Source organism: Gordonia sp. QH-12, assembly GCF_001578675.1.
Taxonomy (GTDB): Bacteria; Actinomycetota; Actinomycetes; order Mycobacteriales; family Mycobacteriaceae; genus Gordonia; species Gordonia sihwensis.
The window spans coordinates 63035-82052 of the sequence record NZ_KQ969282.1 but is presented as its reverse complement, the minus strand read 5'-3'; the positions used below and the strand labels follow the sequence as shown (position 1 = coordinate 82052).

The window sequence follows — 19018 nt, the reverse complement described above, 5'->3', positions numbered from 1 at the left end:
TGATGCTGCCGAAGGCGCTGTACGTGCCCGCGTTGGTCGCGCTGGCTCTGTTGGTCGCGCCCATCGTCGGGTTGATCTCGCGGGTGCGGTGGGAGACGCTCGGCGCCGACCTCTTCTCGTCGGCATCGCTGACGGCACTGTGGCTGTCGCTGGTCACCGCGGCCTGTGCGACCGCCGCGTGCGGTGTGATCGGCACCCCGCTGGCCGTGGTGATCGCCCGCGCGCCGCAGCGCTGGGCGTCGGTGCTGCGCGCGACCGTCCTGATCCCCCTGGTGCTGCCACCGATGGTCGGCGGACTGGCGCTGCTGTCGTTGCTGGGTCGGTCGGGGCTGGTCGGCAAGCCGGTGTTCGAGGCGACGGGCTACAGCCTGCCGTACACCACCGCCGCGGTGGTGGTGGCGCAGACGTTCGTCGCCATGCCGTTCTACGTCATCGCGGTCGAGGGTGCGCTGCGAACCGCAGGCGACGGCTACGAGCAGATCGCCTCGACCCTCGGAGCCGGCCGTTGGCGCGTGCTCTCGCGGATCACGCTTCCGCTCGTGCTGCCGGGTCTGGCCGCCGGTGCGGCGCTCGCCTTCGCACGCGCGCTCGGCGAGTTCGGGGCGACGGCACTGTTCGCGGGGAACTCTCCGGGCGTCACCCGGACCATGCCCCTGGCCATCTACACCGCCTTCAACGGGGTGGGCGTCACGCAGGATTCGGCGGTCGCGCTCTCGTTGCTGTTGCTGGTGAGTACCGCGGTGATCGTGCTCGGGCTGCGGTCGTGGCGAACGGACGCGGTCCGGTGAGCGGGCAGCCGCTCACCGCGCGCATCGAGATCCGCCGAGCGCAGTTCACCGTCTCGGCCGCGTTCGAGGTGCCGGGCGGGGAGTGCCTGGCGGTACTGGGACCGAACGGTGCGGGCAAGTCGACGCTCCTGGGCGCGCTGGCGGGTCTCATCCGGCCGACCGCGGGCGAGATCCGCCTGGGTGGACGAGTCCTCGACGGCCGCGTCCACGTCCCGCCCGAGCAGCGCAGAGTGACCTTGCTCGAGCAGAAGCCCCGGCTCTTCCCGCACCTGTCGGTCGTCGACAATCTGGCCTTCGGGCCGCGTGCCCAGGGCCGATCCCGGCGGCAGGCGCGCGCGGTCGCTGAGGGCTGGCTCGATCGGATCGGTCTGCCCGATGCGGGCGGGTGGAAGCCGCATCGCCTCTCGGGCGGCCAACAGCAGCGGGTCGCGATCGCCCGCGCGCTCGCCGCCGAACCCGAGGTGCTGCTGCTCGATGAGCCCTTCGCCGCGCTCGATGCGGCCAGCGCTCCGCAGATCCGGCGGATGCTCTCCGACGAGCTCGCGCGCACGGGGACCACCAGCGTCCTGGTGACACACGAGTTGGCGGACGCGTGGCAGTGGGCGAGCCGGTGTCTGGTGATCGAGTCGGGCACCGTCGTCGAGGAGACGACGCCGGCGCAGATGGCCGCGGCGCCGGCTCATCCGTTCAGCGCAGCCCTGGCTGGATACGCGGTGGTGCACGGCGTCTGGAGTGAGGGCGCCCTGGTGACCGGGGACGATGTGCTGCCGGCGGTCGCGGTCGAGGACGTCGCGGAGGGGGACCGGGCGTTCGGGATCGTGGTTCCGCACGAGGTCACCGTGTCCCGGACGTCGGGCGCGGTCCGGAGCCGGGTGCGTTCGGTGTCGGTGCACGCGGGCCGGGTACTCGTCGAGAGCGACGGAGGTCTGGTGGCGCAGACTCCGGTGGGTGTGGTGCCGCCGGGTGTCGGAGAACAGGCGTGGTTCACCCCGACCGGGATGCGGGTTCGGCGCTTGCGCACGCCCGATGAGATTTCGGCTCCCGGACGGGGCTGTGAGCCCCGTCCGGGAGCCGAAATCTCCGCCGGCCCGCCGAGGTCAGCGCAGGGCGACGGTCAGCAGGACCGCTGAGTCGTCGTCGGCGACCAGTCCGTGCCGGGTCGGGGGAATATCGGTGAGGGCGCCGGCGCCCCCTTCCCAGTCGCCGTCCTCACAGGTCAGCCGAACGCGGCCATGGAGGACCTGGAGGGTCGCCTCGCCGGGACTCTCGTGGTCGGACAGTTCGGCGCCGGCGCGAAGCGCGATCACGGTGTGCCGCAGCCGGTGGTCGCTGTGACCGCGCACCGTGCGTCCGGCGCGGCCGGAGTGCGCTTCGCGCGCCTCGGACAGGAGTTCCTCGACCACTTCGGGTAACGACACCGCGCTCATGCCGCCGCCTCCGCCCGCTCACGCTCGGCCTCACTCTTCGGGATGCCGAAGACGGTGAACAGACACGCCGCCGCCGCGAAGGCCACCAGGAGCCCGAGGCCGATCGTGTACGAGTGCTCCACCGCGTTGTAGGTCGCGCCCATCACCAACGGCGGGAAGAAGCCGCCGAGGCCACCCGCCGCACCGACCAGGCCGGTGACCGCGCCCACGCGTGCGGGCGGTGAGGCCAGCGACACCCAGGCGAAGACCGAACCCGATCCCATGCCCATCATCATCGCCATCAGGATGAAGTCGACCGCGGCCAGCCCGCTGCCGAGGTCGGGCTTGGTCATCATCCACACGGCCAGCACTGCGGCGCCGCCGCACGAGATCGCGGTGATGATCCGCGGCCCGAACTTGTCGGAGAGTGCACCGCCGACCGGTCGCATCACCACCGCTGCGATGGCGAATCCGGCGGTGCGGGCGCCGGCCGACTTCAGGTCGGTGATGTCGTAGACGTCGTTCAAGTACGTCGGCAGGTAGGTGGAGAAGGCGACGAATCCGCCGAACGCCGCCGCATACAGGAAGGACATCTGCCAGGTGATCGGCAGCTTGAGAGCGCCGACGAGCTTCGGCACCGCCGACTCGGTGTTCGGCTCCCACGCCGGGGCCTCACGCATGAACATCCAGCAGGCCACCGCGACCACCACCAGCGCCACCGCGATGATGATGTGCGTGGGGAAGTAGCCGAACCATTCGCGGAACCGCGGCGTGAAGAACGCCGAGAGCGCCGTCCCGCCCATCCCGGCGCCGAAGACGCCGGTCGCGAAACCGCGGCGACTGGGTTCGTACCAGCTGTTCAGGAACGGGATGCCGACGGCGAAGGTGGTGCCCGCGATGCCGAGGAAGAAGCCGATCACCAGCAGCATCGGGTACGACTTCAGCTCACCGGCCACCGCCACCAGAATCACGAAGGGCGCCGAGATCAGCAGCAGCGCGGTGAACATGATGCGGCCGCCGTAGCGGGGCGTCAGCACGCCGACGACGATCCGGCCGAGGGAGCCGACGAGGATCGGCACCGCGACGAGCACGGACTTCTGCGTGGAGTCGAGATCGAGTTCGTTCGGTCCGGCGTAGAACACGCCCAGCGGAGCGATCAGGTTCCAGGCCCAGAAGCTGATCGCGAAGGCGACGGTGGCGAGAACGAGATTGCGGGTCTGGGCCGATTTGTCGATTGTCACGGGCGCGGTCATTCAGTCACGGTCCTTCACACCGATGGGAGCCCAGCCGCGGCGGCTCGGCGCGTTGCCCGGGGCCGGGCGCGTGTCTTTGCTGCGGTAGACGATGTACGGGCGGAACAGGTAGTGGATGGGAGCGGTGAAGATGTGGACCAGCCGCGTGAACGGCACCAGCATGAACATGACCATGCCGATCACGACGTGGATGTGGAAGCGCAGCGGGGCCGCCTCCATCGAGGAGATGTCGGGCTGGAAGTAGAAGACCGAGCGGAACCACGGGGAGACGGTCTCGCGGTAGTTCACGCCCTCGCCGTGGGGATCGATCATGCCGACGAGGGTGATGTAGCTGCCCGCGACCAGCGCCGCGACCAGGACCGCGTACATCAGCTTGTCGTTGCGCGTCGTCGCCATGAAGACCGGCCCGGTGGTGCGCCTGCGATAGATGAGGATGCCCACCCCGAGCAGCGTCGCGGCGGCGGCGATGATGCCGCCGACCGCCGCCACCCAGTGGTACATCGTCTCGGTGATCCCGACCGCGTCGGTCCATGACTGCGGGATCACCAGACCGATGGCGTGGCCGGCGATCACCGCGAGGATCCCGTAGTGGAACAGCGGCGAACCGAACCGCAGCAGCCGGGACTCGTAGAGCTCCGACGAGCGGGTGGTCCAGCCGAACTTGTCGTACCGGTACCGCCAGATGGTTCCGCCGATCACGCTGATCAGCGCGATGTACGGTAGGACGCCCCACAGAAAGATGTTCATCGGTATGCCTCTTCGCCGGAGTCGGTGAAACCGTTGCTGGTGAAGTCGTCGGTGGTGAACAGGGGAAGCAGTCGCGCGTCGTACGGCTCGAGGCCGACGGTCTCGACGGCGCGCTCGGGACCGGCCATCGCGAGTGCGGATGCGCGGTCGGGCGGCGACTGTCCGGGCAGCGTCGCGCAGACGGCGGCCAGCACACCCGCGTACGGGGAGCCCGCGTCGACCAGCGACAGCCGGATCAGTTCGAGGGACGGACGGTTCTCGGTCAGGACCTGAACGCCGCGTTCGGGGTCCGCGAGCGCCGCGAACTCCAGGACCACCGGCAGGTGGTCGGGCAGTTCGCCGTGCAGATCCACCACGAATCCGCTGTCGCGGTAGAGCTGTTTGAAGTCGGTGAGAACCGATCCGCGACGCCGTGTGTCGCCGGCCGACCAGTAGGACAGGTACAGCGTCTGCTTGCGCGACAGGTCGAAGACGTCGGTGTAGTGCTGCGCGAGTTGCGAGGGGTCGGCCGATGCGGCGTGATCGAGGAACCCGCGCAGGGCGTCGGCGGACTCACCCGCGGCGGTCTCGTCGAGCGCCGACCTCATCAGGTCGATGCGGCCGAAGAACTCGGCGTCGGGGTAGCCGAGACTCCACGCGGCGATCTGATGCACCACGCGGGCATCGGTGCGCGCGGCGGCACGTCGGCGGGGCAGCAGCCTCATGATCCGGACCCGTGTTCGGCGGACTGCTGCGGGAACATGCCCTCCGGGACGCCGTTTCCGTCCCAGTTCAACAGGTTGGTCCGACCGCGCAGAGTCGCGTCCCCGGCGGGCATGTCCGTGGTCTGCCGCTGCTTGAGCGCCTGGAAGGTCTCCACCGACACCGGGATCGGCCGGCCGCTGGCCTCGCCGAAGGAACCGGACTCGTACATGCCGGGTCCGCCCTCCTGATCGAGGGAGCAGGCCATCTCGTCGAGCTTGACGGCCTGCTCGTGATGGGCGGTCGGAATCACGTAGCGCTCGTCGTACTTGGCGATCGCCAGAAGCCGGTACATCTCGTAGACCGATTCCTCGGTCATGCCGACCGAGCCCGGGATGAGCGGGTTGGTCTCACGGCCGAGGTTGACGTCGCGCATGTACGCGCGCATGGCGGCCAGTTTCCGGAGCACGTCCTCGACGACGCCGGTGTCGCCCGCGGTGAACAGTTCCGCGAGATACTCCACGGGGATGCGCAGAGAGTCGATGGCGCCGAAGAGATTGCCGTGATCCTCGCCGTCGTGTCCCTGCTCCGACAGCAGGTCGACGATCGGCGACAGCGGCGGGATGTACCAGACCATCGGCATCGTCCGGTACTCCGGATGCAGGGGCAGTGCCACCCGGTACTTCTTCGCGAGCGCGTACACCGGCGACCGGCGCGCGGCGTCCATCCAGTCGTCGGGGATCCCCGCGGCGCGGGCCTGCGCGATCACCTCCGGATCGTCGGGGTCGAGCATCAGATCGAGTTGGGCCTCGTAGAGGTCCTTGTCGTCGGGAACCGACGCCGCCGCGGTCACGGCGTCGGCGTCGTAGAGGAAGATGCCGAGGTACCGGAGCCGTCCGACGCAGGTCTCCGAGCACACCGTGGGCTGACCCACCTCGATGCGCGGATAGCACAGCGTGCACTTCTCCGCCTTGCCCGAGCGGTGGTTGAAATAGATCTTCTTGTACGGGCAGCCGGTGATGCACTGGCGCCAGCCGCGGCAGCGGTCCTGGTCCACCAGGACGATGCCGTCCTCCTCGCGTTTGTAGATCGCACCGGACGGGCACGACGCCATGCACGCCGGATTGAGGCAGTGCTCGCAGATGCGCGGAAGATAGAACATGAAGGTCTGCTCGAAGGAGAACTGGATCTTCTCCTCCGACTCCTTGCGGATCTTCTCGACGATCGGGTCCAGATCGCCGTACTCCGTCGACCCGCCCAGGTTGTCGTCCCAGTTGGCCGACCACGTGACCTTGGTGTCCTCACCGGTGATCAGCGACTTCGGCCGTGCGACCGGGAAGTCGTCTCCCAGCGGGGCGTTCACCAGCGTCTCGTAGTCGTAGGTCCACGGCTCGTAGTAGTCGCTCAGCGTGGGCTGGACCGGGCTGTGGAAGATGGTGAAGAGCTTCTGCAGGCGCCCGCCGGTGCGGAGCCGCAGATCGCCCTTCTTATTGAGGTGCCATCCGCCCTTCCACTGCTCCTGGTCCTCGTACCGCCGCGGATATCCCTGGCCGGGACGGGTCTCGACGTTGTTGAACCACACGTACTCGGTGCCCGCACGGTTGGTCCACGCCTGCTTGCACGTGACCGAGCACGTGTGACAGCCGATGCACTTGTCGAGATTCATCACCATCCCGACCTGAGCCATGACTCGCATCAGTAGGTCACCTCCTGGCTGCGCTTGCGGATGGTCGAGACGATGTCGCGTTGATTGCCAGTCGGCCCGAGGTAGTTGAACGCGTACGTCAGCTGCGCGTAGCCGCCGATCAGATGTGAGGGCTTCACCAGCAGACGGGTCGCGGAGTTGTGGATGCCGCCGCGGCGGCCCGTGGCCTCCGACTTCGGGACGTCGATGGTCCGCTCCTGGGCGTGGTGGACGTAGCAGACCCCGACCGGCATGCGGTGGCTGACGATGGCGCGTGCGACGTAGACGCCGTTGGCGTTGACGCACTCGATCCAGTCGTTGTCGTGCACATCGATCGACGCCGCGTCCTCCGGCGACAGCCACGCGGTGGGACCGCCGCGCGAGAGCGAGAGCATGAACAGGTTGTCCTGGTACTCGGAGTGGATCGACCACTTGTTGTGCGGCGTGAGGTAGCGGACGGTGATCTGCTTGCTGCCGTCGGGGCCGAGCTTCGGTTCGCCGAACAACCGATGCATGTCGAGGGGCGGCCGGTAGATCGGCAGCGCCTCCCCGATGTCGAGCATCCAGTCGTGGTCGAGGTAGAAGTGCAGACGCCCGGTGAGCGTGTGGAAGGGTTTGTCGCGCTCGATGTTCACGGTGAACGGCGCGTACCGTCGTCCGCCGCTCTCCGAACCCGACCACTCGGGTGAGGTGATGACCGGCACCGGTGCCGACTGCGTGTCGGCGAAGGTGATGCGCTTCTCCTCCGAACCCTCCGCGAGATCGGCGAGGCGCTTGCCGACGCGGCGTTCGAGTTTGGTGAAGCCGTCCACGGCCAGTTCGCCGTTGGTGGTACCGGAGAAGGTCAAGATCGCTTCGGCGAGCTTGGCGTCGGTGTCGATGGCGGGACGTCCGACGCCCGGTCGGTCGAAGTCCGGCCCGCTCGCGCCGTCGCCGGGCCGGGGCGGCATCACTCCGTTGGACGCCGCCAGTTTGGGGATCTGCGAGGCTATGTCGTAGTTGACGTCCTTGACGGTGAAGCCCAGCTTGTCGGCGAGCGGCCCCACGGTGGCCAGCTTGTCGGCGATGGCCGTGTAGTCGCGTTCCACCACCTGGAACGAGGGCATGTTCGCGCCGGGCATCGCCGGTGCGCCGTCGCGCCAGTCCATCACCCGGCCGTGCGGCTGCGCGGTCTCGCCGGGGGTGTCGTGCTGGGCGGCGGTGGCGACGAGGTCGTAGCGGGTGCCCAGGTGGGTACGCGCCTGCCGGGACAACTCCGCGGCCAGCAGGTGGAACAGGTCGAAGTCGCTCTTGGCCTCCCACGGCGGATCGATCGCCGGACTGAAGGCGTGGACGAACGGGTGCATGTCGGTGGAGCTGAGGTCGTGCTTCTCGTACCAGGTCGCTGCGGGCAGCACGATGTCGCTCAACAGCGTCGTCGACGTCATGCGGAAATCAGCCGACAGCAGCAGGTCGAGCTTGCCCTCGGGCGCCTGCTCGTGCCACTTCACCTCCCGGGTCCTCGGGGCCTCGGGATTCTCGCTGCCGAGCACGTTGTGATGGGTGCCGAGCAGGTGGCGCAGGAAGTACTCGTCGCCCTTGGCCGACGAGCCGAGCAGATTCGACCGCCACAGCACCAGCGTGCGCGGCCAGTTCTCGGGTGCGTCGACGTCGCTGATCGCCGGCGTCAGCCCGCCGTCGACCAGCTTCCCGGCCACGTACGACGCGGGATCGGTCGCGTCGCCCGACTCGACCGCCGAGCGGGCGGCGTCGGCCACGTCGAGCGGGTTGTCGGAGAACTGCGGGTAGAAGGGCATCCATCCCAGCCGCGCCGACTGCGCGATGGCGTCGGCGGTGTGCATTCCGTCGAGCGTGCCCGATGACAGCGGTGAGGTCAGGGCCGACGTGGAGTAGCCGTCGTTGCGCCACTGGTCGGTGTGCATGTACCAGTACGAGGTGCCCGGCTGGGTACGCGGGGGACGGGTCCAGTCGAGGGCGTTGGCGAGTGAGATCCAGCCGGTGATCGGACGGCACTTCTCCTGGCCCACGTAATGGGCCCACCCGCCGCCGTTGCGGCCCATGCAGCCGGTGAGGATGAGCATGGCCAGGATCGCCCGGTAGGTGGCGTCACCGTGGAACCACTGGCAGATGCCCGCACCCATGATGATCATCGACCGGCCGCCGGACTCCTCGGCGTTGGTGGCGAACTCCCGGGCGATACGGATCGCGGATTCAGCTGGGACGCTGGTGATCTCGGCCTGCCACGCGGGCGTGTAGGGACTGGAGGCGTCGTCGTAGCCGGTGGGCCACTGGCCCGGGAGGCCATCGCGGCCCACCCCGTACTGGGCCAGCAGCAGATCGTAGACGGTGGTGACCAGACCCCCGCCGAATCGCCGTGCGGGCACTCCGCGGGTGATGACCGAGCCGCTGCCGTCGGGGGCGTCGAAGGAGGGGAACGAGACCTCGACGGCCTCCGCGCCGGTTTCGCCGAGCAGGGTGAGCCGTGGGGTGACACCGTCCAGATCGAGGTTCCACCGGCCTTCGCCGGACGGTGAGTACCGGTCGCCCAAGGTGCCGTTCGGGACCATCGGCTCGCCCGTCGCGTCGTCAATCAGGACCGTCTTCCAGACGTCCTCGGTGGGGCCGCTCGCCGGGTCCGGTCGCAACTCCTCGGAGGTCACGAACTTGCCGGGGACCAGCGTGCCGTCGCGCTCGTCGAGATGGATGAGGAAGGGGAGGTCGGTGTACTTGCGGGTGAAGTCGGCGAAGAACGGGGTCGGTCCGCCTTCTCGGCCGACGTAGAACTCCTTGAGGATCACGTGACCCATCGCCATCGCGAGCGCCGCGTCGGTGCCGGCCTGGGCGGGCAGCCACTCGTCGGCGAACTTGGAATTGTCGGCGTAGTCGGGCGAGACGCTGACCACCTTGGTGCCGCGATAGCGGACCTCGGTCATCCAGTGGGCGTCGGGCGTCCGGGTCACCGGGACGTTGGATCCCCACATCATCAGGTACGACGCGTCCCACCAGTCGCCCGACTCGGGCACATCGGTCTGGTCGCCGAACACCTGCGGGCTGGCCACCGGGAGGTCGGCGTACCAGTCGTAGAACGAGGTCATCACGCCGCCGATGAGCTGTATGAACCGCGTTCCCACGCAGTGGCTCACGATCGACATCGCAGGGATCGGGGAGAAGCCCGCGCAGCGGTCGGGGCCGTAGGTCTTGATGGTGTGGACATGCGCCGCGGCGGCCATCTCGATCGCCTCGTCCCACGTGACGCGGACCAGACCGCCCTTGCCGCGAGCCCGCTGGTAGGAGCGCCGGCGCAGCGGGTCGCCGACCACGTCGGCCCACGCGAGCACGGGATCGCCGGTGCGGCGCTTGGCCTCCCGGTACATCTCCAGGAGCACTCCGCGCGCATAGGGGTGGCGGACCCGGGTGGGCGAGTAGGTGTACCAGGAGAACGAGGCGCCGCGCGGACAGCCGCGCGGCTCGTACTCCGGCCGGTCGGGGCCGACCGACGGATAGTCGGTCTCCTGTGTCTCCCAGGTGATGATGCCGTCTTTGACGTACACCTTCCACGAACACGAGCCCGTGCAGTTCACCCCGTGGGTGGACCGGACGATCTTGTCGTGACTCCAGCGGTCGCGGTAGAAGATGTCGCCCGCACGACCGCCGTCGCGGAAGACCGCGCGTCTGTCGTCGGTCTCATCCCATTTGGTGAAGAAGCGGCCGACGTCCAACAATGCTTGTGCTGCCGGGCCCTGAACCGAGTCAGACGCTGTCATACGGCTCACTGTAAAACGGGATGTGATGCCGCGCCGGGCGAATTCGGAGGGCGCCGAATTCTCGCGACGCACGGCCGGACGATCCGGGTACGACGGCCATGTGATATGAGGACCAAAGTCTCTAGCCGGACATGCGCGCGCCGCGGGTCAGAGATGAGCTCTCGGCCCGCCGCGGTCGATTTGGGTTCTGCCAGCGCGTTCACTACACTGTTTCAGGTTGCCTGGGTGAAGTGTGCCCCCAGGGCCCACAACTTCATACAGCTTGACGGTGCCGGTGAAAAGCCAATGGCATCTTCAGGCGTTGAACAATGCACAACTATCCACTTCGTGGAAGGCCCACCAGTGCTGATCGGCAGTGATGCCGGTGACACCGCTGTATGGGAACCGCTACGAGAAAGGTTGACGGTCAACCATGACCATGACTGACCCGATCGCAGACTTTCTGACGCGTCTGCGTAACGCCAATTCGGCGTACCACGACGAGGTTTCGCTGCCTTCGTCGAAGATCAAGGTGAACATCGCCGAGATCCTCAAGCGCGAGGGCTACATCACCGACTACCGCGTCGAAGACGCCGAGGTCGGCAAGAAGCTCACCGTGACCCTGAAGTACGGCCCCAGCCGCGAGCGCAGCATCGCCGGCCTCCGCCGCGTTTCGAAGCCGGGTCTGCGTGTGTACGCAAAGTCCACCAACCTGCCCAAGGTTCTGGGCGGCCTCGGCGTGGCCATCATCTCCACGTCGTCCGGTCTGCTCACCGACCGCCAGGCAGCAAACCAGGGCGTGGGCGGCGAAGTCCTCGCTTACGTCTGGTAGGGGAGCGTAGAGAATGTCGCGTATTGGTAAGAATCCCATTGAAATCCCCGCCGGCGTCGATGTCGCGATCGACGGCCAGGACGTCAAGGTCAAGGGCCCGAAGGGCGAACTGAGCCTGACGGTCACCTCGCCGATCGCGGTGGCGAAGGAAGACAACGCCATCGTCGTCACCCGGCCGAACGACGACCGCGAGAACCGTGCCCTGCACGGTCTGAACCGTTCGCTGCTGAACAACCTCGTCGTCGGTGTGACCCAGGGTTACACCACGAAGATGGAGATCTTCGGTGTCGGTTACCGCGTCCAGGCCAAGGGCAAGGACCTCGAGTTCGCCCTCGGCTACAGCCACCCCGTGCCGATCGAGGCTCCGGAGGGCATCACCTTCGCGGTGGAGTCCCCGACCAAGTTCTCGGTCTCGGGAATCGACAAGCAGCTAGTCGGCCAGATCTCGGCGAACATCCGCCGCCTGCGTCGTCCGGACCCCTACAAGGGCAAGGGCATTCGCTACGAGGGTGAGCAGATCCGCCGCAAGGTCGGAAAGACGGGTAAGTAAGCCATGAGTGAAACAGCAACCGTTCGCAAGCCCATCGGCAAGGACGTCTCGACTCGCCGTCGCACCGCGACCAACCGTCGTCACTTCCGCCTGCGCAAGAAGATCAACGGCACCGCCGAGCGTCCGCGCATGGCCGTCAAGCGCAGCAGCCGTCACATCCACGTCCAGGTCATCGACGACCTGACCGGTCGTACCCTGGCCGCCGCCAGCAGCATCGAGGCTGACGTGCGCGCCGCCGGTGGCGACAAGTCGGCTCAGGCCGCCAAGGTCGGCGAGCTCGTCGCAGCCCGCGCCAAGGCTGCAGGCATCGAGGCCGTCGTCTTCGATCGCGGAGGCAAGGCGTACCACGGCCGCATCGCGGCTCTGGCCGACGCCGCCCGCGAGGGAGGACTGCAGTTCTGATGATGACCACCAAGATGATTAACGGAGGCGACCTCTGATGCCCGGACGTCAGCGTGATGGCGGCAACGGACCCGCCGGAAACAACAACAACGACAACCGCGGTGAGCGCCGCGGCCGCGGCGATCGTCGCGACAACCGCAACCGCGAGCGCGAGGAGAAGAACCACCTCGAGCGCGTGGTGACCATCAACCGCGTGTCGAAGGTCGTCAAGGGCGGTCGTCGCTTCAGCTTCACCGCTCTCGTGGTGGTCGGCGACGGCCAGGGCATGGTCGGCGTCGGCTACGGCAAGGCCAAGGAAGTCCCGGCGGCGATCCAGAAGGGCGTCGAAGAGGCTCGCAAGAACTTCTTCCGCGTCCCGCTGATCGCGGGCACCGTGACCCACCCGGTTCAGGGTGAGGCCGCAGCCGGTGTCGTGATGCTCCGCCCGGCCAGCTCGGGTACCGGTGTCATCGCGGGCGGCGCCGTGCGTGCCGTCCTGGAATGTGCCGGTGTCACCGACGTTCTCGCGAAGAGCCTCGGCTCGGACAACGCGATCAACGTCGTCCACGCCACGGTCGCCGCACTCAAGATGCTGCAGCAGCCTGAAGAGGTCGCTGCTCGTCGCGGGCTGACCGTCGAAGAGGTCACCCCCGCCGGCATGCTGCGCGCACGCGCGGCCGCCGCAGCGAACAAGGGAGCATAAGCCATGGCTGAGCTGAAGATCACCCAGATCAAGGGCACCATCGGTACCAAGAAGAACCAGCGTGACAGCCTGCGCACCCTTGGGCTCAAGGGCATCCGCCAGACGGTCACCCGCGAGGACACCCCGATCAACCGCGGCCTCATCAACGTGGTTCGTCACCTCGTGACAGTCGAAGAGGTTTAGTCATGACCATCAAGCTGCACCACCTTCGCCCCGCTCCGGGCGCGAAGACCGAGAAGACCCGCGTGGGTCGCGGTGAGGGCTCCAAGGGTAAGACCGCCGGTCGCGGCACCAAGGGCACCAAGGCGCGCAAGAACGTTCCGGCCCGCTTCGAGGGCGGCCAGATGCCGATTCACATGCGCCTGCCGAAGCTGAAGGGCTTCACCAACCGCAACCGCGTGGAGTACCAGGTCGTCAACGTCGGCGACATCTCGCGGCTGTTCCCGGAGGGCGGCACCATCGGCGTCGCCGATCTGGTCGCCGCGGGCGCCGTCCGCAAGAACCAGCTCGTGAAGGTTCTGGGCGACGGTGAGCTCACCGTGAAGGTCGACATCACCGCCGACAAGTTCACGGGCTCCGCCAAGGAGAAGATCGCCGCTGCCGGCGGCACCGCGACGCAGGCCTGAGCCTTCGCCGCATGCAGAACTGCCGAACCGGTCAGGTGTTGCGACGCACGACTATTGAGTCGTTGCGCCGCTCACCTGACCGGTGGCGGTTCTGGGGCTGTTAAAGTTTCACCGAGGGCGTCCGGCTGAGGACGCCCCGGTCATTTCCGAGTCGACCGCCAATGCACGATGAGGCGCACGTGCCCACCGAGTCTGCGGTGCTATAGGAGGAGTTAGTGCTTTCCCCCCTCGTGGCGACCTTCAGGACGCCCGACCTGAGGAAGAAGATCTTCTATGTCCTCGGCATCCTCATCCTGTACCGTCTCGGCACGACGCTCCCGTCGCCCGGCGTGGACTTCAAAGAGATCGAAAGCTGCGTCGATGCGGCCAGCCGCGGCGACTCGGGCCAGATCTACTCGCTGATCAACATGTTCTCCGGCGGCGCACTGCTGCAGCTGTCGGTGTTCGCGATCGGCATCATGCCGTACATCACGGCCAGCATCATCGTTCAGCTGCTCACCGTCGTCATCCCTCGGTTCGAGCAGCTGCGAAAAGAAGGCCAGTCCGGCCAGACCAAGATGACGCAGTACACCCGCTACCTCACGGTGGCGCTGGCACTGCTCCAGTCGACGGGCATCGTCGCGCTGGCGGCCACCGGCAACCTCCTGCCGTCGAACGGGGCCGACTGCAACGCAGACGCAATCCTCAACGACACCAGCGTCTTCGGCCTGTCGATCATCGTCCTGGTGATGACCGCGGGCGCCTGTCTGGTGATGTGGTTCGGCGAGCTCATCACCGAGCGCGGTGTCGGCAACGGCATGTCGCTGCTGATCTTCACCGGCATCGCCGCCCGCATCCCGGCTGAGGGCCGGACTATCCTGCAGCAGCGCGGCGGCCTGGCCTTCGGCCTCGTCTGCGTGGCGATCGTGCTCATCCTGGTGGCCGTGGTGTTCATCGAGCAGGGCACCCGCCGCGTGCCGGTTCAGTACGCCAAGCGCATGGTGGGCCGCAAGATGTACGGCGGTTCGTCGACGTACATGCCGATCAAGGTCAACACCGCGGGCGTCATCCCGGTGATCTTCGCGTCCTCGTTGCTGTACATCCCGCAGTTGATCATTCAGCTGACGAACAGCAACGACGGCGAGGCCGCCGGCTGGAAGCTGTGGCTTCAGGACAACCTGATCAACCCGTCCAGCTGGTTCCACATCGTCACGTACTTCCTGCTGATCATCTTCTTCACGTACTTCTACGTCGCCGTCACGTTCAACCCCGAAGAACGAGCCGACGACATGAAGCGGTACGGCGGCTTCATCCCGGGCATCCGCCCCGGCCAGCCGACCGCTGACTACCTGAGCTACGTGCTCAGCCGGATCACGCTGCCCGGCTCGCTGTACCTGGGCATCATCTCGATCCTCCCGAACCTGTTCATGGACATCGGCGGCGGCAGCGCCTCGAACATCCCGTTCGGCGGTACCGCGCTCCTGATCATCGTGGCCGTCGGCCTCGACACGATCAAGCAAGTGAACAGCCAGTTGATGCAACGCAAGTACGAAGGGTTCCTGAAGTGAGACTCGTCATCCTCGGACCGCCCGGAGCGGGCAAAGGCACACAGGCCGAACTGATGTCGGAGGCCCTCGGCATTCCGCACATCTCGACCGGCGACCTGTTCCGCGCGAACATCTCGCAGGGCACCCCGATCGGCGTGGAGGCCAAGAAGTACCTGGATGCGGGCAATCTGGTCCCGCCGGAGATCACCATCAACATGGTCCGCGAGCGGGTCGCGGAGCCGGACGCGGCCAAGGGCTTCATCCTCGACGGCTTCCCGCGCTCCACCGAGCAGGCGGTCGCGCTCGAGGGCATTCTCGACGATCTGTCGACCAAGCTCGACGGCGTGCTGTCGTTCAAAGTCGATACCGACGTGGTGGTGGAGCGGATGCTCGCCCGCGGTCGCGCCGACGACACCGAAGAGGTCATCCGCAACCGCATGGCCGTGTACGACGCGGAGACCGCGCCGCTGCTCGACCACTACGCCGGTCAGGTCACGGAGATCGACGCCGTGGGCTCGGTCGACGAGGTCCACCAGCGCGTGCTCGCGGCTCTCGGCAAGGCCTGATCCACCGGTGGGTTTCCGCAAGCCGAAGGCCGTTCCGTTTCGGAGCGCGGGCGAGCTGGACGCGATGGAGGCGGCGGGCGCCGTGGTCGGCGCCGCCCTCGTCGCTGTCCGGGCCGCGGCCACCGCGGGGATGAGCACCCTGGATCTGGACGAGATCGCCGAATCGGTGATCCGCGAAGCCGGTGCGGTGCCGTCCTTCAAGGGCTATCACGGCTTTCCCGGCTCCATCTGCAGCTCGGTCAACGAGGTTGTCGTGCATGGCATTCCGTCCAAGGACGTGGTGCTGGAGCAGGGTGATCTGGTATCGATCGACTGCGGCGCCATCCTCGACGGCTGGCACGGCGACTCCGCGTGGACGTTCGGCATCGGCGAACTCTCCGTCGCCGACGCCGAACTGAGCGAGGCGACCCGACTCTCGATGGAGGCGGGGATCGCTGCGATGGTCCCCGGCAACCGCCTCACCGACGTCTCACACGCGATCGAGAACGGGACGTACGCGGCGGCCGCGAAGTTCGGCCGCGAGTTCGGGATCGTCGCGGGATACGGGGGACACGGCATCGGTCGGGAGATGCACATGGACCCGTTCCTGCCCAATGAGGGCAAGCCGAATCGCGGGCCGCGGCTCGTGGTCGGATCGACTCTGGCGATCGAACCGATGCTCACCCTCGGCACGGCGGACACCACGGTGCTCGAGGACGACTGGACCGTCGTCACCGACGACGGCTCGCGGTCGGCCCACTGGGAGCACACGGTCGCCGTCACCGAGGACGGTCCGCGAATCCTCACTCCGCGCCCCGCCTGACGCGTAGTCACCTCTGACAGTGCCGCCGACCGTTCGGGTCGGCGGCACAGTCGTCTGGTCAGTGGTTTCGACACGCTCGGCGCCAGGGCGCCTCGCGGCTCAACCAGCGGGCGGGTGGGCACCGGCTCCGGTCTTTATCGCTGGTTGGGCGAGCGGTCCTGTCGCTGGTTGAGCGAGCGGTCCTATTGCTGGTTGAGCGAGCGCAGCGAGTCGAAACCCCCGTCACACCCGCTGCGACCGGCGTCGGCATCGCAGACCTCCACCGATGCGGTCGACCGCCAGCGCGCCGCACCGACGGCGAGCACGACGAAGGTGAACCACACGTACGCGTCGCCGACGATGCTCTGCCACCAACTCCAGCCGAGTTCGGTGTCGTGACCGCTCGGCAGGAGCCAGTGCGGGCCCACTGCGAAGATCACCGCCGCCAGAACGGTGGCGGCCACGAGCATCCCTCCGAAGCGTCTGGTCCAGATCGCGTAGACCGCGATCAGAAGCGCCGGCGCCACCCAGGTCCAGTGATGCGACCAGCTCACCGGGGACACGAGCAGTACCGCTGCGGCGTTGACCAGCAGCGCGGTGGCCTGCTGCCCGGCCGCCAGGAGGCGGCTCATCCAGACCGCGGCGAGCACGACGGCGACGACCGACAGGACGAGCCACGCGGCGGTCGAGACACTGTCGCTCATGCCGAACCGGAACACTGCGCCCTTGATCGACTGATTACCCGCGTAATAGGCCGCGCCGATGCGTTCGGTCTCGCCGAGAGTGTGAAACCAGTACTTCGCCGAATCGGCGGGCATCACGAGCCAGGCGACGGCGACGGCGCCGACCGTCCCCGCGACCATCGTCGCCGCCCCGCGCCAGTCGCGGCGAAGGAGGAAGTAGAGCAGGAAGCCTGCCGGCGTGAGTTTGATCGACACCGCGATGCCGATGAGGAGCCCGCGGGGCCACTTCGGATTCCGGCAGAGGACGTCGAAGGCGATCAGCGCCATCAGGACGGCGTTGATCTGTCCGTAGCTCAAGGTCTGCCTGACCGGTTCGACGAACTCGGCGATCGCGGTTGCGCCGATCACCAGTGTGGCGCGGTCGATTCGGTCCAGCTTCGGTGCGAGCCGAGCCAGGACCAACCAGAGCGTCAGTGCGACCGCCGTGAGGGTCAGCGCGAACATCACGGCGTCCGCGGCGAACGTCGGCAGCATCGCGAGCGGACTGAAGACGATCGCCGCCAGCGGGGGATAGGTGAACGGCAGGGCGTGCCCGTCCACCAGAGGCGTGGGGCCGTACAACGACTGACCGTCGAGCCACAGCCGTGCGCCCATCCGGTACACGTGCAGATCCAGGTAGCTCTGCCAGCGAATGCCGATGACCGTGCTCAGCGCGAGAAGCGCCACTGCCAGGCCGAGAAGGCGACCGTGCCGGGCGGTGATCGTTCGGCTCAGCGGGTTCGGCACCGCGTCAGCGTATCAGCGCCGCGGGGGAGTGGATCGAGCCGAGGCGGCGGGCGGTGTCGCCGATCTAGACGTCGAGGATCAGCGTCACCGGGCCGTCGTTGACCAGATCGACGTGCATGTGCGCGCCGAAGCGTCCGGTCTCGACGGTCGCGCCGAGCGCGCGCAGGGCGTCGACCACCTCGTCGACCAGTGGTTCGGCGACCGGACCCGGGGCGGCCGCACTCCACGACGGTCGCCGGCCCTTGTCGGTGTTCCCGTACAGCGTGAACTGGCTGATCACCAGGATCGGGGCGTTCAGATCCGCCGCCGAGGCCTCGCGGCGGTCGTCACCTCCGTCGAGGATCCGCAGACGCCAGATCTTGTCGGCGAGCTTGGCCGCGGCGGCCCGGTCGTCGTCGTGGGTGACGCCGACCAGTGCGACCAGACCGAGTGCCCCGCCGGACAGGTCGAGGGCGCCGACGGTCTCACCGTCGACGGTGACGGACGCGGAACTGACGCGCTGGATCACGGCCCGCATGTCAGAGCAACTCGTACACGCCGGACACCGATGCGCCGACCCGCCGTTGGCCCCCGGCGCCTGCCGAGGCTCCCATCGCCGCGACACCGAGGTCGATCCGCAGTCCATGGCAGCGCGCGGACGTCTCACCGAGGCCGCAGACCGCCACGGTGCGGCGCTCACTCACAGATTCTCGACGCTGTCGCGCATCACCATGGCCGTCAGCCATCCGACCACCGAGACGACGATCGCGCCGAAGATCGCCGCCCAGAAGAAGCTGTCCACCACGAGACCGTGGTGGAAGACGTTGTGGGTCAGCCAGCTCGTGATCTCCAGCATCAACGCGTTGATGATGATGTGGATGAGGCCGAGCGTGAGGATGTACAGCGGAATCGAGAGGATCTGGATGATCGGCTTGATGAAACCGTTCACGAGCCCGAAGACCACCGCGACGAAGAAGACGATGCCGACCTTCGCCCACCACGACTCGATGTCGCCGAACTCGAAGTGGACGCCGGGGACGATGAGGGTGGCGATCCACAGGGCCACGCCGGTCAGGGCGCTGCGGATGAGGAATGCACGCATGCCTCCAGTGTGGCACGCCGTTTGGAACGAACGCCGCAACTGGCGTAGACTCGATCGTCGGTGCGTCGTGCGGTCACGCATGCCCACGCCCGGTGCCTCACAGCACCGGACCGGGGTGACCGTTCGATAACGCCACCGTAGCGGATAGACGAAGCTGGAGTCGGCGGACACGGTAAGGCCGGTCGCCGGAGAATCGCGGAG

21 protein-coding genes are annotated in these 19018 nt (G+C 67.6%); 11 read left to right on the top strand and 10 right to left on the bottom strand.

Annotated features, from left to right (window positions below):
* The first annotated feature begins 2 nt into the window (after nt 1-2).
* On the top strand, nt 3-788 hold the full coding sequence (locus Y710_RS00440) for an ABC transporter permease (protein WP_062365883.1): 786 nt from the start codon (nt 3-5) through the stop codon (nt 786-788).
* Complete coding sequence (locus tag Y710_RS00435; RefSeq protein ID WP_062366106.1) at nt 785-1918, top strand: sulfate/molybdate ABC transporter ATP-binding protein; 1134 nt, start codon at nt 785-787, stop codon at nt 1916-1918. The genes Y710_RS00440 and Y710_RS00435 overlap by 4 nt, the downstream gene beginning before the upstream one ends.
* On the opposite strand, the gene Y710_RS00430 is transcribed toward Y710_RS00435, so the two are convergent.
* Genes Y710_RS00430 through Y710_RS00405 form a run of 6 tightly spaced genes read right to left on the bottom strand, consistent with a single transcriptional unit; the run spans nt 1886 to nt 10323 of the window.
* Nucleotides 1886-2215, bottom strand: coding sequence for a cupin domain-containing protein (locus Y710_RS00430; RefSeq protein ID WP_006895600.1), 330 nt, complete (start codon nt 2213-2215; stop codon nt 1886-1888). The genes Y710_RS00435 and Y710_RS00430 overlap by 33 nt on opposite strands.
* The gene (locus Y710_RS00425) at nt 2212-3447 is read right to left on the bottom strand and encodes an MFS transporter (RefSeq protein WP_062365881.1); all 1236 of its coding nucleotides are present in this window, start codon (nt 3445-3447) and stop codon (nt 2212-2214) included. The genes Y710_RS00430 and Y710_RS00425 overlap by 4 nt, the downstream gene beginning before the upstream one ends.
* Nucleotides 3448-4194 carry a respiratory nitrate reductase subunit gamma gene (gene narI, locus Y710_RS00420; protein ID WP_006895598.1) on the bottom strand — a complete coding sequence of 249 codons (747 nt, stop codon included), beginning with the start codon at nt 4192-4194 and terminating at the stop codon, nt 3448-3450.
* Nucleotides 4191-4898, bottom strand: coding sequence for a nitrate reductase molybdenum cofactor assembly chaperone (gene narJ, locus Y710_RS00415; RefSeq protein ID WP_006895597.1), 708 nt, complete (start codon nt 4896-4898; stop codon nt 4191-4193). The genes narI and narJ overlap by 4 nt, the downstream gene beginning before the upstream one ends.
* Nucleotides 4895-6571 (bottom strand): nitrate reductase subunit beta, encoded by a 1677-nt coding sequence (narH, locus tag Y710_RS00410; RefSeq protein WP_062365880.1) that lies wholly within the window; start codon nt 6569-6571, stop codon nt 4895-4897. Before narH ends, narJ begins: the two co-directional genes overlap by 4 nt.
* Nucleotides 6571-10323 carry a nitrate reductase subunit alpha gene (locus Y710_RS00405; RefSeq protein WP_062365879.1) on the bottom strand — a complete coding sequence of 1251 codons (3753 nt, stop codon included), beginning with the start codon at nt 10321-10323 and terminating at the stop codon, nt 6571-6573. Before Y710_RS00405 ends, narH begins: the two co-directional genes overlap by 1 nt.
* A gap of 412 nt (nt 10324-10735) precedes the next feature.
* Here Y710_RS00405 and rpsH point away from each other — a divergent pair, with 412 nt between their 5' ends.
* The 9 genes from rpsH (at nt 10736) to map (ending at nt 16288) form a co-directional block, all read left to right on the top strand.
* Nucleotides 10736-11134, top strand: a complete 399-nt coding sequence (gene rpsH, locus Y710_RS00400; RefSeq protein ID WP_006895594.1) for a 30S ribosomal protein S8 — start codon at nt 10736-10738, stop codon at nt 11132-11134.
* Between the two features lie 13 nt (nt 11135-11147).
* A complete protein-coding gene (gene rplF, locus Y710_RS00395) occupies nt 11148-11684 on the top strand; it encodes a 50S ribosomal protein L6 (RefSeq protein ID WP_045537169.1) in 537 nt (178 codons plus the stop codon).
* A 3-nt stretch (nt 11685-11687) separates the two neighbouring features.
* Nucleotides 11688-12086, top strand: a complete 399-nt coding sequence (gene rplR / locus Y710_RS00390; RefSeq protein WP_006895592.1) for a 50S ribosomal protein L18 — start codon at nt 11688-11690, stop codon at nt 12084-12086.
* A gap of 37 nt (nt 12087-12123) precedes the next feature.
* Nucleotides 12124-12768, top strand: coding sequence for a 30S ribosomal protein S5 (gene rpsE / locus Y710_RS00385; RefSeq protein WP_006895591.1), 645 nt, complete (start codon nt 12124-12126; stop codon nt 12766-12768).
* A gap of 3 nt (nt 12769-12771) precedes the next feature.
* The gene (gene rpmD, locus Y710_RS00380; RefSeq protein WP_006895590.1) at nt 12772-12951 is read left to right on the top strand and encodes a 50S ribosomal protein L30; all 180 of its coding nucleotides are present in this window, start codon (nt 12772-12774) and stop codon (nt 12949-12951) included.
* A 2-nt stretch (nt 12952-12953) separates the two neighbouring features.
* Nucleotides 12954-13394, top strand: coding sequence for a 50S ribosomal protein L15 (gene rplO, locus Y710_RS00375; RefSeq protein ID WP_006895589.1), 441 nt, complete (start codon nt 12954-12956; stop codon nt 13392-13394).
* Between the two features lie 215 nt (nt 13395-13609).
* Nucleotides 13610-14941 (top strand): preprotein translocase subunit SecY, encoded by a 1332-nt coding sequence (secY, locus tag Y710_RS00370; RefSeq protein ID WP_006895588.1) that lies wholly within the window; start codon nt 13610-13612, stop codon nt 14939-14941.
* The gene (locus Y710_RS00365) at nt 14938-15486 is read left to right on the top strand and encodes an adenylate kinase (protein WP_006895587.1); all 549 of its coding nucleotides are present in this window, start codon (nt 14938-14940) and stop codon (nt 15484-15486) included. Before secY ends, Y710_RS00365 begins: the two co-directional genes overlap by 4 nt.
* 7 nt (nt 15487-15493) lie before the next feature.
* Complete coding sequence (gene map, locus Y710_RS00360) at nt 15494-16288, top strand: type I methionyl aminopeptidase (RefSeq protein ID WP_006895586.1); 795 nt, start codon at nt 15494-15496, stop codon at nt 16286-16288.
* A gap of 182 nt (nt 16289-16470) precedes the next feature.
* On the opposite strand, the gene Y710_RS00355 is transcribed toward map, so the two are convergent.
* The 4 genes from Y710_RS00355 to Y710_RS00345 all read right to left on the bottom strand — a co-directional run bounded on the left by Y710_RS00355 (nt 16471) and on the right by Y710_RS00345 (nt 18817).
* Complete coding sequence (locus tag Y710_RS00355; protein ID WP_006895585.1) at nt 16471-17736, bottom strand: glycosyltransferase 87 family protein; 1266 nt, start codon at nt 17734-17736, stop codon at nt 16471-16473.
* 64 nt (nt 17737-17800) lie between these two features.
* Nucleotides 17801-18253, bottom strand: coding sequence for a D-aminoacyl-tRNA deacylase (dtd, locus tag Y710_RS00350; RefSeq protein WP_006895584.1), 453 nt, complete (start codon nt 18251-18253; stop codon nt 17801-17803).
* Between the two features lies 1 nt (nt 18254).
* Nucleotides 18255-18419, bottom strand: a complete 165-nt coding sequence (locus tag Y710_RS18635) for a hypothetical protein (protein WP_156150438.1) — start codon at nt 18417-18419, stop codon at nt 18255-18257.
* Nucleotides 18416-18817 carry a phage holin family protein gene (locus tag Y710_RS00345; RefSeq protein WP_045537174.1) on the bottom strand — a complete coding sequence of 134 codons (402 nt, stop codon included), beginning with the start codon at nt 18815-18817 and terminating at the stop codon, nt 18416-18418. Before Y710_RS00345 ends, Y710_RS18635 begins: the two co-directional genes overlap by 4 nt.
* Nucleotides 18818-19018 lie beyond the last annotated feature (201 nt).

Coding starts and splice junctions, on each gene's coding strand:
- narH (WP_062365880.1), bottom strand. CDS start 6,571: ATGCGAGTCATGGCTCAGGTCGGGATGGTGATGAATCTCGACAAGTGC.
- rplF (WP_045537169.1), top strand. CDS start 11,148: ATGTCGCGTATTGGTAAGAATCCCATTGAAATCCCCGCCGGCGTCGAT.
- rpsH (WP_006895594.1), top strand. CDS start 10,736: ATGACCATGACTGACCCGATCGCAGACTTTCTGACGCGTCTGCGTAAC.
- rpmD (WP_006895590.1), top strand. CDS start 12,772: ATGGCTGAGCTGAAGATCACCCAGATCAAGGGCACCATCGGTACCAAG.
- dtd (WP_006895584.1), bottom strand. CDS start 18,253: ATGCGGGCCGTGATCCAGCGCGTCAGTTCCGCGTCCGTCACCGTCGAC.
- rplO (WP_006895589.1), top strand. CDS start 12,954: ATGACCATCAAGCTGCACCACCTTCGCCCCGCTCCGGGCGCGAAGACC.
- Y710_RS00425 (WP_062365881.1), bottom strand. CDS start 3,447: ATGACCGCGCCCGTGACAATCGACAAATCGGCCCAGACCCGCAATCTC.
- Y710_RS00345 (WP_045537174.1), bottom strand. CDS start 18,817: ATGCGTGCATTCCTCATCCGCAGCGCCCTGACCGGCGTGGCCCTGTGG.
- Y710_RS00430 (WP_006895600.1), bottom strand. CDS start 2,215: ATGAGCGCGGTGTCGTTACCCGAAGTGGTCGAGGAACTCCTGTCCGAG.
- rplR (WP_006895592.1), top strand. CDS start 11,688: ATGAGTGAAACAGCAACCGTTCGCAAGCCCATCGGCAAGGACGTCTCG.
- rpsE (WP_006895591.1), top strand. CDS start 12,124: ATGCCCGGACGTCAGCGTGATGGCGGCAACGGACCCGCCGGAAACAAC.
- Y710_RS00405 (WP_062365879.1), bottom strand. CDS start 10,323: ATGACAGCGTCTGACTCGGTTCAGGGCCCGGCAGCACAAGCATTGTTG.
- narJ (WP_006895597.1), bottom strand. CDS start 4,898: ATGAGGCTGCTGCCCCGCCGACGTGCCGCCGCGCGCACCGATGCCCGC.
- narI (WP_006895598.1), bottom strand. CDS start 4,194: ATGAACATCTTTCTGTGGGGCGTCCTACCGTACATCGCGCTGATCAGC.
- Y710_RS00440 (WP_062365883.1), top strand. CDS start 3: ATGCTGCCGAAGGCGCTGTACGTGCCCGCGTTGGTCGCGCTGGCTCTG.